Below are 15,003 nucleotides of genomic sequence, written 5' to 3'. Positions count from 1 at the left end.
CGGATGCCGGCCAAGCCGCTGCCCGACGTCCTCGCCGCCGGCCTCGACGTGCTCTTCGTCGGCATCAACCCCTCGCTGCTGTCGGCGGCGCGGGGGCACCACTTCGCCCGGCCGGGCAACCGCTTCTGGCCGGCGCTGCACCTGGCAGGCCTCACCCCGCGCCTGCTCACGCCGGACGAGGACGGCGAGCTGCCGCGCTACGGGCTCGGCGTCACCAATCTGGTCGACCGCCCCACCCGGACGGCGGCGGAGCTCGCGCCGGCCGAGCTGCACGCCGGCGCCGACGCCCTCGCCCGGCTGGTCGCCGAGCACCGGCCCCGCGTGGTCGCCGTCCTGGGGATCACCGCCTGGCGGCTGGCCTTCCGGCGGCCGAAGGCGGGGCTCGGGCGGCAGCCCGAGCGGGTCGGCGACGCGGACACCTGGGTGCTGCCCAACCCCAGCGGCCTCAACGCCCACCACCAGCTGCCCGACCTGGCGCGGCTGTACGGGCAGGTGCGCCCGTCGTGACACCGACCGCCCCGGGCGGAAGCGCGACGTGCAACGGGACCCGCGAGCCGGGGCTACGGTGCTCCAGAGGCGAACTCCGGCGGGAGCTGGTTCGGATGAGCACCGAGCTGCGCACGTCCATCGACATCGACGCCCCACCCGAGTTGGTGTGGGAGGTGCTCACCGACCTCGAGGCCTATCCGGAGTGGAACCCGTTCATCACCGACGCCACCGGCGCCGTCGAGGTCGGCGGCCGGCTGACGCTCACGATGCAACCCGTGGGCGCCCGGCGGGTCACGCTGAGCCCCACCGTGGTCGAGGCCGATCCGGCCCGGCGGCTGCGCTGGCTCGGTCGGGTGGGGGTCCGGGGCGTCTTCGACGCGGAGCACAGGTTCACGATCTCCGGCCGCGGCGGCGGCAGCCGGCTGGCGCAGGACGAGACGTTCCGGGGCGTGCTCGCACCGCTGATGGCGCGTTCGCTCAACCGTCACACGCTGCCGGCCTTCCACGCCATGAACGAGGCCCTCAAGCGGCGGGCGGAGCGCGCACCCGGGACCCGGCCGGGATGACCCCGGTGACCGGCTGAGCCGGCGGATCACCGGCCGGACGGCGACGTTCCTCCTCCGGGGCTCCGGCGCAGCGCCGTGATCGTGGTGGTGGCGCCGAGCCGCAGGAGCGCGGCCAGCCCGCGGTCGCGCTCCGCGGGGACCCCCGACAGCACGCGCTCCACGGCCTCCTCGTACCGCTCACCCAGGGCGGCCCAGGCGATGGCCGACTCCAGGCAGCGGCCGGCCAGCGCCGGGGCCCACGGTCCGAGCGCGTCCTCCGGCGGGGCCACGGGGTGACCGGCGCGCTGCAGGTACCGCAGCAGCTCCGAGCGGCTGCCGCGGTGCCCGGCCGCCGCGGCCGCGCGCAGGGCACCCGCGGCCAGCTCCGGCATCGCGGCGACGTCGTCCCGGAGCCACGCCAGCTCCACCTCGGCCGCCGCCACCGGCCCGGCCACGAAGATCTCGCTGCGCACCTCCGGCGCGGCGTCCGCCGCGCTCAGCACCGCCGCCGCCCCCGGATCGCCCCGGCGCGCGAGCAGCCGGGCGAGCAGGCAGCGGGCCTGCAGGCCCATGGCGGCCGGGTCGCCCGGCGTGGCGAGCAGGTCGCGCAGCTCGGCGATCGCGTCGTCCCACCGCCCGGAGCTGGCCAGGACGGCGCCGCGGGTCAGCCGCAGCCGGTACTCCCCGCCGAAGAACTCGCACTGCTCGGCCAGCCGCAGGCCGAGGTCGACGTAGCGCTCGGCGTCGGCGAACCGGCCGAACCGGTAGGCGCTGCCCGCCGCGTTGACGCACGCCCGCACCCGCAGCTCCAGGTGCGGATCCTCCGACGCCAGCCGGATCGAGCGCTCCAGGTCGGCGGTGCCGCGCTCGTCGCCGTCGGCGAGCCGGCCGCTGCCCACGTAGAACAGCGCCTGACAGCGGATCTCGTCGGTGTCCGCGCGCTCGGCCAGCTCCAGCGCCTGCTCGGCGTAGCGGGTGCACTCCGCCCCGGGCTCGGCCACGATGCCCAGGGTCCCGAGGTTGCTGTACGAGCGCGCCAGGCAGGCCAGTGCCGCGGCCCGGCGGACGTCGTCCCCACCGTTCCCGAGGGCCGTCACCGCCGCCGCGGCGGCGTCGCGGGCGGCGACCGGCCCGCGCGCCCAGAAGGCGGCCTTCGACCGCACGATGCAGGCGTCGGCGAGCAGGCGGACGTCGTCGGCCTGCCGCGCGACGGCCACCGCCCGCGTGGCGCTGCCGAAGGCCTCCTCGAACCGGTTGAGGTAGTACAGCGACGCCGCGTGGTCGGCCAGCAGTCGGGCCAGGACCCCGGGCGGCAGCCCCGGCCCGGCCTCGATCACCACCTCGAGCGTGGCCGCGGCCTGGCGGTAGGCGCCCGCCCGCACCGCGTCGGCCGCCGCGGCCGGGCCGGCCTCGACCAGGACCTCCGGCCGCCGTCCGGCCTGGGCGTGGTGGACCACCCGGGCGAGGTCCGGCACGGGCTCGCGCAGCAGCGCGTCGAGCACCTCGCGGTGGGCGGCGACGAGCTCCCCGGGCGTCAGGGTGGAGAGCACCGCGGCGCGGGCGATCTCGTGCCGGAACCAGACGTGCGCCGCGTCCCCGGAGAGGACGCCGGCCCGCTCGGCCTCCAGCAGCGGCGGAAGCCGGCCCTCGGCCAGGTGCTCGGCCAGCGTCCGCCCGACCCGCGAGGGGACGACGGCCAGCCGCTGCACGAGGTGCTGCGCGTCCGCCGAGACCCCGGACAGCCGCGCCAGGACCGCGTCCCGCACGGTCGCGGGCACGCCGCCGTCCCCGGCGGCGAGGATCTCGGTGACGTAGAAGGCGTTCCCGCGGGTGACCCGGTGCACGCGCCGGGCATCGGCGGCGGACCTGGCCAGCGCGGTCACCGCGTCGAGGCTGAGCGGGCGGACGGGGATCCGCAGCAGCGCCGTCCGGGGCAGCGCGCCGAGGACCTTGCGCAGGGGATGGGCCAGCCCCAGCTCGTCCTCCCGGCAGCTGAGCAGCAGGACGGCCGGCAACCCGGCGATGCGGCGGGCCAGGTGCCGGACGGCGTCCACCGTCGCGTCGTCGGCCCAGTGCACGTCCTCCAGCGCGAGCAGGGTCGGCCGGGCGCCGAGCAGCCGGGTCAGCGCGGGGAAGACGGCCTCGGGCTGCCCGCCCGCGGCGAGGGCGTCGGCGAGCTCGCCCGGGACCGCCTGCGCCAGGTCCCGGAACGGGCCGAGGGACCGGGGCGCGAGCAGGTCGTCGCAGCCGGCCTGCAGGACGGCGACCCGGCCGCCGACGCGGGCGACGAGCGCGCCGAGCAGGGCCGTCTTGCCGCTGCCCGCCTCGCCGCTGAGCAGGACGACGAGGCCCCGGCCGGCCGCGACCGCGGCGTCCACGGCCGCGCCCAGCCGGTCCAGCTCGGCGTCGCGCTCGACCAGCCGCGGGCCGTCCGCTGAACGGGGGACGGCGTCGGCCACCCGAGCGCGCAGCGCCGCCGCCGCCGGCCCGGGGACGACGCCCAGCTGGTCGGCGAGCGCCCGCGCCATCCGGTCGTAGCGCCGCAGCGCCTCGGCGCCGTTGCCCGCGTCGACGGCGCCGCGCAGCAGGGCCAGGTGCGCCTCCTCGTCGGCCGGGGCCAGCTGCAGCACCTCCTCCCAGCGGCCCGCGGCGCGCAGCAGCGCCAGCCGGGAGTCGCGCACCCGGGCCCGCGGCTCCCGGGTCCACGGCTCGTACTCGTCGTCGGGGAGCAGTTCGTCGGGGGCGAGCGCGACGGCGGCCGCGCAGGCGGCGGGGCGGCTCGCGGACGGCTCGGCCAGGGCCGCGGTGGCCGCGGCCTCGAAGCGCTCGGCGTCGACGGTGACCGGCCCGCCGGGGAGCAGCGCCACCCAGTCGTCGCGCAGCGCCACGCCCTCGGGTGTGCCGAGGGTGCGGCGGGCGTAGTGGGCGGCCTTGTGCAGCCGCGGGCGCGCCTCGTCGAGGAGCAGATCGGGCCACAGCGCGTCGGCCACCCGCTCGCACGGCAGGCGGTGGCCCCGCGACAGCGCGAGCAGCTTGACCAGCGCGGCGGCGTCCCGGCGGGGGAAGGGCGGCAGCGCGACGCCGTCCCGGCGCACCTCGAAGCGGCCGAGCAGCCGCACCTCGATCGTCCCGTCGCCCATGTCCGCCGTCCGGCCGCGCCTCACCCGGCCCGGAGCGCCCGGAGGAGCATCCCGAGCACGAGCCCCAGCGTCGCGTGGCCGACGACCCCGCGGGCGTGGCTGACCAGGGGGTAGGCGGTCAGCTGGGGGAGCGAGGTGCCCTCGTCGACGACGAGGAAGGCCGCCGCGCCGACGGTGAGGCCTGCGGTGAGTGGAGCCATCCCGCGGCGGGTCAGCGCCGCTGCAGCGACCCCGTAGCCGACGCCGAAGCTGCGGTGCACCGTGACGCCCACCCGGGCGGCCGTCTCGTCGGCGGGCCCCCGACCGACCATCGCCCGGCCGAGCTGCCGGCCCAGCTGGACCAGCGTGCCGCCCGGCGCGAGTTCCTGCTCGCGGCGCTTCGACGCCTCGCTCTGCTGCTGGTAGAACGCCGTGGTCGCGACGTCCATGGCGCGGCTGGCGACGTAGCCGGCCAGCGCGCCGGCCCACGGGGACGGGGAGCGCGGGGTCACGGGTACCACCCTCTCGCCGGAGGCGGGATGCCGGGCAGTATCCCGGCCCGGCGCCCTCCGCGGGAACGATCGCACCGCCCTCCGGATCAGCGCACCGGCAAAGACAGTCAGTTCTGGTCATGCCCCAGGGGGTGCCACCGGGCCACGCTGACGGCGTGCGATCGACGCCCTGTGCCGAAGGCCGGGTCCAGGCAGGTACGCGGATGCTGCTCGTGGCGTTCGCGGGGCTCACCCTGCTCGCCGTCCAGGCGCTGCTGATCTCCCCGCCGGCGGCGGGGGAGGGGTTCGCGTGGCGCATCGACCGTCCGGCGACCGCGGGCTTCATCGGCGCCGCGTTCGCCGCCGGCTGCGTCTTGTCGGTGCTCAGCCTGCGGCGCCGGCAGTGGGGCGACATCCGCGTCCCGGTCATCACGGTGGCCGCGTTCACCGCGCTGACGCTCGTCGCCACGCTGGTCCACGCCCACCGGCTGCTCCTGACCGACGGCGACACCGCGACGCGGCTGGCCGCCTGGGTGTGGCTCGGCGTCTACCTCGTCGTCCCGTTCGCCTGCCTGACGGTCATCGGCCGGCAGGAGATCGTGCGCGGCCCCGCGCCGGAGGTCCGCCGGCCGATGCCGACCTGGCTGACGGCGGCCCTCGCCGTGCAGGGCCTCGTGCTCGGCGGCGCCGGAGCGGCGCTGTTCGTCGGCAACCTGACCGTCCACCACGTCGACACCGCCGTCACCGGCCCGTGGCCGTGGCAGCTGACGCCGCTGTCCGCCCAGGTGATCGGCGCCTGGCTGCTCGCGTTCGCGCTCGCCGCCGCGCTGGCGATCGCCGAGCGGGACCTGGACCGGCTGCGGGTGCCGGCGGCGGCCTACACCGTCTTCGGCGTGCTGGAGCTGGTCGTGCTGGTCCGGTACCGGTCCGAGGTCGACGCCGCCGACCCGCGGCTGTGGGGCTACGTGCTCCTGCTCGTCGCCGCCGTCCTCACCGGCGGCTACGGATGGGCGGCCGCCCGGCGGCCGGCCGGTCAGGGCGCCCAGATCCTCCCCGCGGCGGGCTGGGTGGACGGCGACGGGCGGCCGGCGAGCTCCGCGACCATCGCCGCGGCCGCGGTGAGGTCGAGCGAGCTGCCCTCCGCCACGGCGGCGGTGTACTCGTCCGCGGAGAGCGCCGCCTCGGTGTCGGCGACGTAGCGCTGCCCGTCGACGGGGTCCATGCGCCGGGGGTCGTAGCCGATCCGGCGCGCCAGCGTGTCGACGGCGCCGAGCAGGACGGCGGCCGAGCGCGGGTCGCCCCCGGCGGTGAGCGCGCCGGCGGCGGTGAGCAGGCCGGCGAGGGTCGACGTCCGGTCGCCGTCGCCGGCGGCCAGGGCGGTCGCCCCCGCGACCGCGTCGAGCGCCTCCGCGGCGCGGCCGACCTCGATGAGCACCTTCGCGCGGATCCACAGCGCCGAGCACTCGGCCCACGTGTGCCCGAATCCCCGTGCCAGCTCGGTGGCGCGGTCCAGGTGCTCGAGGGCGGCCGCCGGGTTGCCGTCGGCCCGGGAGAACTGGCCCAGGGTCATCGCGATCTCCGACCGCACCCAGTCGATCCCGCACACCTCCGCGACCGCCATGCCGCGGGCGACGTCGCGGGCCGTCTCGTTGTCCTTGTCGACGTGCCCGAGCAGCGCCCGGACGAAGCCGCGGAGCACCAGGGCGAGGGCGAGCAGGCCCTCGTCCTCCGGTGCGATCTCGATGATCTCGTTGGTCCGCGCCCAGATCGACGCGACGTCGCCGGTGAGGTAGGCCAGCAGCGCGTCGCCCAGCAGGGCCTGCAGCCGGACGCCGACCGGCGCGTCCGGCGCGGCGGTCAGCGCCTCGGCCAGCCACTGCCGGCCCTCCTGCACGTGGCCGCGCCGGTACCACCACCAGCCGAGCGAGCCGGCGATGCGCAGCGCGGTCGTGCCCTGCCCGCCGGCCAGCGCGTGCGCCATCGCCGCGCGCAGGTTCGGCTGCTCGGCGTCGAGCCGCAGCCAGCTCGCCGCGCCGTCCCGGCGGCGCAGCGTGGGCTCGAGCCGCGTGGCGAGGTCGGCCATGAACGCCGCGTGCCGGTCGCGCAGCAGCCGGCGCTGGTCGTCGTCGAGGAGCTGGTCGCCGTACTGCCGGAGGGTCTCCAGCATCCGGTAGCGGCCCCGGCCGTGGTCGACCTCGACCAGCGACTGGGCGGCGAGCGCGCGCAGCGGCTCCAGGGTGCCGCCCGGCCCGTCCGGGCCGGCCACCGCCTCGACGGCGTCCGCCGCGAAGCTGCCGTGGAAGACCGACACGGCGCGGAAGACGGCGAGCTGGCGGGCGTCGAGCAGGTCGACGCTCCACTGCACGGTCGCGGCCAGCGTGCGCTGGTGCGGCCGGGCGGTGCGCCAGCCGCCGGAGAGCAGGCCGAACCGGTCGTCGACGCGCGCCGCGACCTCGGCCAGCGGCAGCGTGGTGAGGCAGGCCGCGGCGAGCTCCACGGCCAGCGGGAGCCCGTCGAGCTCCGCGCACACCGCGCCGACCAGGGCGAGGTCCTCGGGCGAGGGGTCGGCCAGGTGCGGCGCGGCCAGCCGGGCCCGGTCGAGGAACAGCCGGACGGCGTCGCTGTCGGTGTCGCCGGCGGGCATGGGACCGCACGGCACCACGGCCTCGCCGGGCAGGCCGAGCGGCTGGCGTGAGGTGGCCAGCACGCGCAGCTCGGGGCAGCGGGCGATCAGCGCGGCCACCACCTCGGCCGCGGCGTCGATGACGTGCTCGCAGTTGTCGAGGACCAGCAGCAGCGGGCGGCCCTGCAGCGCGGGCACCAGCGCGGGGACGGCGTCCCCGGCGGTGAGGCTGACGCCCAGCGCGCCCGCCAGCTCGCCGGCGACCAGGTCGGGATCGGAGACCCCGGCCAGCTCGACCAGCGCGGCGGGCAGTCCCGTGGCCGCCGTCCGGCGGGCGGCCTCCAGGGCCAGCCGCGTCTTGCCGCTGCCGCCCGGCCCGACCAGGGTCACCAGCCGCTGCGCGGCCAGCGTCGCGCCCAGGACGTCGAGCTCGCGCGCCCGGCCGATGAACGCGGTCAAGGGCACGGGGAGCGTGTCGGGACGGGCCTGCTCGGGCGCGGGCCGGGGTGCCGGGACCGGCGCCGCCTCGGGCGCCGGCCGGGACAGCCCCGGGTCCTGCCGCAGGATCCGCTCGTGCAGGGTCTGCAGCTCGCGGCCCGGGTCGACGCCCAGCTCGTCGGCGAGCAGCCGGCGGCCGTCGTCGTAGACCGCGAGCGCCTCGGCCTGCCGGCCGGCGCGGTAGAGCGCCAGCATCAGCGAGCGGCGCAGGCCCTCGCGCAGCGGCTCGGCCCGGACCAGCCCGCGCAGGTCCTCGACGAGCTCGGCGTGCCGGCCCAGCCGCAGGTCGAGGTCGGCGGCCAGCTCGCGGGCGTCGAGGCGCAGCTGCTCGAGCCGCGCGGCCTCCTCGACGGCGAAGGTCTCGGCCACGTCGGCGTAGGCGGGGCCGCGCCAGAGGTCCAGCGCCTCCCCGACGGCCGCGCGGGCGCCCTCGAGCTCGCCGCGCTCGGCGCAGCCGCGGGCCTCCCGCAGCAGCGCGGCGAACCGCAGCGCGTCGACGTCCTCCGGCGCCACCTCCAGGCGGTAGCCGGGGTCGCGGGTGACCAGCACCTGCCAGGCCCCGGGCCCCGTGCCGGGCTCGAGCTCGCGGCGCAGCTTGGAGATGACCGCCTGCAGCGTGCCCAGGTAGGCGGCCGGCGGCGAGCCGTTCCAGACCCGCTCGACCAGCACGTCCAGCGGCACGGTGGCGCCGGCGTCGACCAGCAGGGCCGCGAGGACGGCGCGGTGGCGGGGCGTCTGCCGGGGGACCGGCCGGCCGTCGTGCCAGACCTCCACCGGCCCCAGCACCCGGAAAGATCTGGAACTCACGCGGGGAGGATAGGCGGTTCGACCGACTCCAATGGTGGAGCGGCACCGTGTTTCCGCCGGTCGGGGGCGCGGCAAGGCCGTGCCAAGGCCGCGCCAAGCGCCGCCGCGCAGGCTCTGCGCCGACCGTTCCACGCCGCCGAGGAGCCCCCGTGACCGCCGCCCCGCCCGCCCGCGCGCTGCCCGTGACGCGCCCGCCCCTGTCCGAGCTGGCCGGCCTGCTGCGCGGCCGGCTGCGGGTGCCCGCGGACGGGGAGGGGGCGCCCGGTCCGCTCGCCGTCGTCGAGGTCGCGACGGCGGACGACGTCGTCGCCACGGTCCGCTTCGCCGGCCGGCACGGGGTCGAGGTGGCCGTGCAGGCGACCGGCCACGGTGGCGGGATCCCGATGGACCAGACCCTGCTGGTGCAGACGGCGGGGCTCGACGAGTGCGTCGTGCACCCCGAGGGCTGGGCCCGCGTCGGCGGCGGCGTCCGCTGGCAGCGGGTCCTCGACGCGGCCGCGGCGCACGGCCTGGCCCCGCTCACCGGCTCCGTCCCGGGGGTCGGCGTGGTCGGCTGCACGCTCGGCGGCGGCCTGGGGCCGGTCGCCCGCGCCTACGGGCCCTCCTCCGACCGGGTCCGTGCCTTCGAGGTGGTCACGGGGGACGGCGCGCTGCGGCGGGTCACCGCGGCCTCGGAGCCGGACCTGTACTGGGGGCTGCGCGGCGGCCGGGGCGCGCTCGGCGTCGTCACCGCCGTCGAGTTCGACCTGCTGGCCGTCGACGGGCTCTACGCGGGGGCGCTCGCGTTCGACGGCGCGGACGCCGCGACCGTGCTGCACCGCTGGCGCACGTGGTGCGCCGGGCTGCCCCCGCAGGCGACCACGTCGTTCGCGCTGGTGCGGGACCGGGAGACCCGGCGGCTGACCGCCGCCGTCCGCTTCGCCTGGGTCGGCGACGCCGACGCAGGAGCCGCCCTGCTGGCCCCGGTGCGCGGGTGCGCGGGGCCGCTGGCCGACGGCGTGCGGGTGCGGCCCTACACCGAGCTGGGCGAGATCCACGACGCCCCGCACGCACCCCGGCCGCTCACCGAGGCGCAGCTGCTCCTCGACGCGCTGCCGGCCGACGCCGCCGACGCGCTGCTCGCAGCGGCCGGCCCGGGCTCCGGCTCACCGCAGCTGCTCGTCGAGCTGCGCCAGCTCGGCGGCGCGATCGCCCGTGTGCCGGAGCGGTCCAGCGCCCTGGCGCACCGGGACGCGGCGTTCAGCCTCGTCGTCGACGGGCCCCCCGTACCCGGGGTGGCCGAGCACGCGGCCGGCGTGCTGGCCGCGCTGGGCCGCTGGTCCTCCGGCCGCGGCATGGCCACGTTCGGCCGCGAGGAGTCCCCGGCCGAGCTCGCGCACGTCTACGACCCGGCCACCCTGCGGCGGCTCGCCGAGCTGGCCGGCCGGTACGACCCGCACGGCATCCTCGCCGGCGCACGGGCACTGCACGCCCTCGCCGGAACCGGGGTCTGACCCACCGACGGCGACCACCCCCGGCCCGGGCCGGGGGTGGTCGCCGTGGAGCAGGGGTCAGTGCGCGGCGCTGAGCTCCCGGGTCTGCTCCGGGGCCGCCGCGGCCAGGCCGGTACCGGCGGGCTCGTCGTCGTCGAGCATCGTGGCCTCGTCGAACGGTGCGGCGCCGGAGAGCGCGGCCGCCAGCCGCGCCCGGTCCAGCTCCCGGGTCCAGGTGGCGATCAGCACGGTCGCCACCGCGTTGCCGGCGAAGTTGGTCACCGCCCGCGCCTCGGACATGAACCGGTCGATGCCCACGATCAGCCCGACCCCGTCGAGCAGCTCCGGGCGGTGGGAGGAGAGCCCGCCGGCCAGGGTGGCCAGCCCGGCGCCGGTGACGCCGGCGGCGCCCTTCGAGGCGATGATCATGAACACGAGCAGGCCGATCTGCTCGCCGATCGACAGCGGGTCGCCGAGGGCCTCGGCGATGAACAGCGAGGCCATCGTCAGGTAGATGGCGGTGCCGTCGAGGTTGAACGAGTACCCGGTCGGCACCACGATCCCGGCGACCGGCTTGCTCACGCCGGCGTGCTCCATCTTCGCGATCAGCCGCGGCAGCGCCGTCTCCGACGACGACGTCGAGACGATGAGCAGGAACTCCCGGCCCAGGTAGCGCAGCAGCGAGAAGACGTTCACACCGGCCACCGTCCGCAGCAGCAGGCCGAGGACGACGACGACGAACACGACGCAGGTGGCGTAGAAGCCCAGCATCAGGACGCCGAGGCTGGTCAGCGCGTCGACGCCGGTCTCGCCGACGACGGCGGCGATCGCGCCGAACGCGCCGATCGGCGCGGCCCACATGATCATGCCGAGCACCCGGAACACCAGCTTCTGGAAGTGCCCGACCGCGCGCAGGATCGGCTCACCCGAGCGCCCCATCGCCTGGATCGCGAAGCCGACCAGCAGCGCGACCAGCAGCGCCTGCAGCACCGAGCCCGCCGTCAGGGAGGACAGCAGCGTGGTGGGGATCAGGCCGAGGACGAACCCGGTCGCGCCCTCGCCCTGCTCGGCCGTGGCGGCCAGCTCCGAGCCCTGGCCGCGGAGGGCCTCGGTCACCTGCAGCCCGTCACCGGGGTGCAGCAGGTTGCCGACGACCAGGCCGATCGTCAGCGCCACCGTCGACATCAGCAGGAAGTAGCCCAGCGCCAGCCCGCCGACCCGGCCGACCTTCGCCGCCTGCCGGATGGAACCGATGCCCAGCACGATCGTGCAGAAGATGACCGGCGCGATGAGCATCTTGATCAGCCCAACGAAGGCGGTGCCGAGCCACTTCAGGCTGGTCGCGAACTCGGGGAGGACGAGGCCCACGACGATGCCGAGGGCCACCGCCGCGATCACGGCGAGGTAGAGCCAGTGGGTCCGGTCGCGGCGCCGCGCGGGCGCCTGTGGGGGTGCGGTGACGGTGGCCATGCCTGCTCCTGCGCGAGTCGGCCGGGGAGGCCCCGGATCGGGTCGGCCCGGTGTGAGCCGTGCCTCACCATCGGGCCGGCCGGTGACCCCGGTCACGCTTGCGTTCATAGCGTTCACGCCGGGCGCGCGCGGACACTCCGGGCGTGCGAATCCCCGCGTCCCTGGCCCGCCCGCGCCCCGGCGGGGCCAGCCTGGCGGCCCGGTTGCTGCTGCTCCAGGCGCTGGTGGTGCTCGCCGTCGTCCTCACCTCGAGCGCGGTCGCCTACGCCGACGCGCGCACCGACGTCCGGCGCAGCGGCGAGCAGCGGACCACCGCCGTCGTCGACAGCCTCGTGACCTCGCCGCTGGTGCTGCAGGCGGTGACCGGTCCCGACCCGAGCGCCGCCCTGCAGCCCTACGTCGAGCGGGTCCGGAAGGCGACCGGCACCTCGTTCATCACGGTGCTCGCCCCCGACCGCACCCGGTTCACCCATCCCGACCCCGCCGAGATCGGCCGCCCGTACATCGGCACGATCGCCCCCGCGCTGGCCGGCCGCACGTTCACCGAGACCTACACCGGCACCCTCGGCCCCTCGCTGCGCACGGTCGCGCCGGTGGTCGACGACTCCGGACGGGTGGTGGCCCTGGTGTCGGCAGGCATCACGCTCACCGCCCTCGGCCGGGACCTCACCGGCGCCCTGCCCGGCATCGTCGGGACGGCGCTGGCCACCTTCGCCGTCGGGGCCGTCGGCAGCTGGGTGCTCAGCCGCCGGCTCCGGCGGCAGACGCACGGGCTGTCGCCGGTGCAGCTGGCCCGGCTGGTCGACTACCACCACGCGGCGCTGCACGCCGTCCGGGAGGGTCTCCTGCTGGTCGACGACGACGGCCGCGTGCAGCTGGCCAACGACGAGGCCCGCCGGCTGCTCGACGTGGCCGGCGACCCCACCGGCCGGCGCGTCGGGGAGCTGGGCCTGCCCGGCGAGCTGACCGCGGCGCTCACCGGGCAGCGTGCGGTGACCGACGAGGTCTTCCTGACCGGGTCGCGGGTGGTCGTGGTCAACCAGGCGCCGACGTCCGCGGAGGGCCGCGCGGCCGGCACGGTCGTCACCCTGCGCGACCGCACCGAGCTGCAGGCGGTCACCGGCGAGCGGGACAGCATCCGGGCCTTCGCCGAGTCGCTGCGCTCCCAGGCGCACGAGGCCGCCAACCGGCTGCACACGATGGTCTCCCTCGTCGAGCTGGGCCGTGCCCAGGACGCCGTCGCGTTCGCCACCGGCGAGCTGGCCACGGCCCAGCGGCTGACCGACCGGGTCGTGGACGGCGTGGGGGAGCCGGTGCTCGCGGCGCTGCTGCTCGGCAAGGCGGCGACCGCGCACGAGCGCGGCGTCCGGCTCGACATCGATCCGGGCACGGCGGTCGGCACCACCGGCATCCCGGGCGGTGATCTGGTCACCATCGTCGGCAACCTGGTCGACAACGCGGTCGACGCGGCGCTGGCGGCGGAGCCCCCGCGGGAGGTCCGGCTGGCCGCCTGGGAGGAGGACGGGCGGCTGGAGATCCGCGTGGAGGACAGCGGCCCGGGGCTGACCGAGGAGCAGGCGGCGCACGTGTTCGAGCGCGGGTGGACGACGAAGCCGTCCGGGGCCGCCGGCCGGGGCCTCGGGCTGGCGCTCGTCCGGCAGGCGGTGGCGCGCAACGGCGGCACGGTGACCTGCCGGCCCGGGCCCGGCGCCGAGTTCAGCGTCTCGCTGCCCGTCGACGCCGCACGGGGGCCGCGGTGATCCGGGTGCTGGTGGTGGAGGACGAGCCGGTGGCGGCGGAGGCGCACCGCGCCTACGTCGACCGGACCGCGGGCTTCACCACGGTGGCCGTCGCGGGCACCGGCGGGCAGGCCCTGGACGCTCTCTCGCGGACCCCGGTCGACCTGGTGCTGCTCGACATGAATCTGCCCGACGCGCACGGCATCGACCTGTGCCGGCGGATCCGCGCCGCCGGCGCCGAGGTCGACGTGCTCGCGGTGACCTCCGCCCGGGAGCTGACCACCGTGCGCGCCGCGGCCGCCCAGGGGGTCGTCGGCTACCTGCTCAAGCCGTTCACCTACCCGGCGCTGCGCGAGCGGCTTGAGGCGTACGCGAGCTACCGCGCCCAGCTCACCCGCGGCGGCGAGGTGAGCGGCCAGTCGGAGATCGACCGCGTGCTCGACGCCGTCCGGCCGACGGGGACCGCCCCGCTGCCCAAGGGGATGGGCAGGGAGACCCTGGACTCGGTGGTCTCCGCCGTCCGCGCGGCCGACGGCCTCTCCGCAGCCGAGACCGCCGAGGTGATCGGAGCGTCGCGCATCACGGCACGCCGCTACCTCGAGTACCTCGCCGACGCCGGCCTGGTCGACCGCTCGCCGCGGTACGGGGGGACGGGGCGCCCCGAGCTCGAGTACCGCTGGCGCTAGACCGCCGGCCGCCAGCCGAGCGCGGGACCGAGCTTCGTGGCGATGTCGGTGAGGATCTGCACGTAGTCCTCGTGCTCGAAGCTGAACGGCAGCGCGAAGGCCACCTCCCGGACCTCCCGGAAGCCGGCGTTCGCGTAGAGCGCCTCGGCGATCTCGTCGGCGGTGCCGAGCACGTCGGGTGCGAACAGCAGGCGGGCGGGTCCCTGCGGGATCCCGTTGCGCGGCGAGCGGGCCTCGACGTAGGCGGTGTACTTCGCCTTCTGCTCGGGTGAGGCGCTGTCGGTCGGGATGACCACCAGCCCCTGCGAGACGCGGGCGGCGTCCCCGGCCGGATGAGCGGCGCGGAAGGCCCGGATGTGCGAGCGCTGGATCTCGGCGAAGTCGACCGAGTCCACGGCCTTGACCACGTTGCTGGTCAGGAAGTTCATGCCGTGCTCCCCGGCCCACCGCGCCGAGCTCTCGCTGCCGCCGCCGTACCACATCCGCGCCGCCAGGCCGGGGGAGTGCGGCTCCACCCGGTCCGACCACTCCTCGACGACGCTCTCCCGGCCGCGGAACGAGGCGGCCCGCTCGCCCCGGACGAAGCGCAGCAGCCGCGCCACCCGCTCGTAGGAGAAGTCCTCGACGCCGGAGGTGTCCGGGTAGAGGGCGCCCTGCACGTCGTCCCAGTGCATCGGCGGCCCGACGCTCACGCCGGGGTGCAGCCGCCCGCCGGAGAGGACGTCGACGGTGGCGAGGTCCTCGGCCAGCCGCAGCGGGTTCTCCCAGCCCAGCGGGATGACGGCGGTGCCCAGCGCGATCCGCCGGGTCCGCTGGGTGGCGGCGGCCAGGACGGCGACCGGCGAGGAGATGCCGTACTGCAGGTGGCGGTGCCGCACCCAGGCGCTGTCGAACCCGAGCTGTTCGCCGAGCTCGATGACCGCAAGCGTGGTCTCGTGCCCCGGCCCGGGATCGGCGCCGTCGAACAGGCCGATGGTGAGGAAGCCCAGCTTCTCCAGCGGGACCGAGGGATCGGGCATTGCGGCACTCCTTCGTCTGGTGGCGCCGAGTATCTCCGGCGGAGG

Annotated in this window: 10 protein-coding genes; 5 read left to right on the top strand and 5 right to left on the bottom strand. The window is 77.2% G+C overall.

What is annotated here, in order from left to right; translation table 11 throughout:
* Positions 1–3 precede the first annotated feature (3 nt).
* Positions 4–507, top strand: coding sequence for a G/U mismatch-specific DNA glycosylase (gene mug, locus AB3388_RS15375; RefSeq protein WP_495406157.1), 504 nt, complete (start codon positions 4–6; stop codon positions 505–507).
* Between the two features lie 95 nt (positions 508–602).
* Positions 603–1,055 (top strand): SRPBCC family protein, encoded by a 453-nt coding sequence (locus AB3388_RS15370; protein WP_495406156.1) that lies wholly within the window; start codon positions 603–605, stop codon positions 1,053–1,055.
* 26 nt (positions 1,056–1,081) lie between these two features.
* On the opposite strand, the gene AB3388_RS15365 is transcribed toward AB3388_RS15370, so the two are convergent.
* The 3 genes from AB3388_RS15365 to AB3388_RS15355 all read right to left on the bottom strand — a co-directional run bounded on the left by AB3388_RS15365 (position 1,082) and on the right by AB3388_RS15355 (position 8,572).
* Positions 1,082–4,174 (bottom strand): ATP-binding protein, encoded by a 3,093-nt coding sequence (locus AB3388_RS15365; protein WP_495406155.1) that lies wholly within the window; start codon positions 4,172–4,174, stop codon positions 1,082–1,084.
* A 20-nt stretch (positions 4,175–4,194) separates the two neighbouring features.
* Positions 4,195–4,665, bottom strand: a complete 471-nt coding sequence (locus tag AB3388_RS15360; protein ID WP_495406154.1) for a hypothetical protein — start codon at positions 4,663–4,665, stop codon at positions 4,195–4,197.
* Positions 4,666–5,677: 1,012 nt separating this feature from the next.
* A complete protein-coding gene (locus AB3388_RS15355; RefSeq protein WP_495406153.1) occupies positions 5,678–8,572 on the bottom strand; it encodes an AfsR/SARP family transcriptional regulator in 2,895 nt (964 codons plus the stop codon).
* A gap of 149 nt (positions 8,573–8,721) precedes the next feature.
* Between AB3388_RS15355 and AB3388_RS15350 the strand changes: the two genes are divergently transcribed.
* Entirely contained in the window at positions 8,722–10,065 is a 1,344-nt protein-coding gene (locus AB3388_RS15350) for an FAD-binding oxidoreductase (RefSeq protein ID WP_495406152.1), read from the top strand.
* A 57-nt stretch (positions 10,066–10,122) separates the two neighbouring features.
* Here the strand turns inward: AB3388_RS15350 and AB3388_RS15345 are convergent, their stop codons facing one another.
* Positions 10,123–11,514, bottom strand: coding sequence for a cation:dicarboxylate symporter family transporter (locus AB3388_RS15345; protein ID WP_495406151.1), 1,392 nt, complete (start codon positions 11,512–11,514; stop codon positions 10,123–10,125).
* 143 nt (positions 11,515–11,657) lie between these two features.
* Between AB3388_RS15345 and AB3388_RS15340 the strand changes: the two genes are divergently transcribed.
* Positions 11,658–13,274 carry a sensor histidine kinase gene (locus AB3388_RS15340; protein WP_495406150.1) on the top strand — a complete coding sequence of 539 codons (1,617 nt, stop codon included), beginning with the start codon at positions 11,658–11,660 and terminating at the stop codon, positions 13,272–13,274.
* A complete protein-coding gene (locus AB3388_RS15335; protein WP_495406149.1) occupies positions 13,271–13,939 on the top strand; it encodes a response regulator in 669 nt (222 codons plus the stop codon). The genes AB3388_RS15340 and AB3388_RS15335 overlap by 4 nt, the downstream gene beginning before the upstream one ends.
* Here AB3388_RS15335 and AB3388_RS15330 read toward each other — a convergent pair.
* Positions 13,936–14,958: an LLM class flavin-dependent oxidoreductase gene (locus AB3388_RS15330; protein ID WP_495406148.1), complete on the bottom strand. Its 1,023-nt coding sequence runs from the start codon at positions 14,956–14,958 to the stop codon at positions 13,936–13,938. The two genes, AB3388_RS15335 and AB3388_RS15330, sit on opposite strands and share 4 nt — an antisense overlap.
* Positions 14,959–15,003: the final 45 nt, after the last annotated feature.

This window comes from Geodermatophilus sp. SMS 5-13 (assembly GCF_059428245.1).
This window is presented reverse-complemented; position numbering and strand designations above follow the sequence as displayed.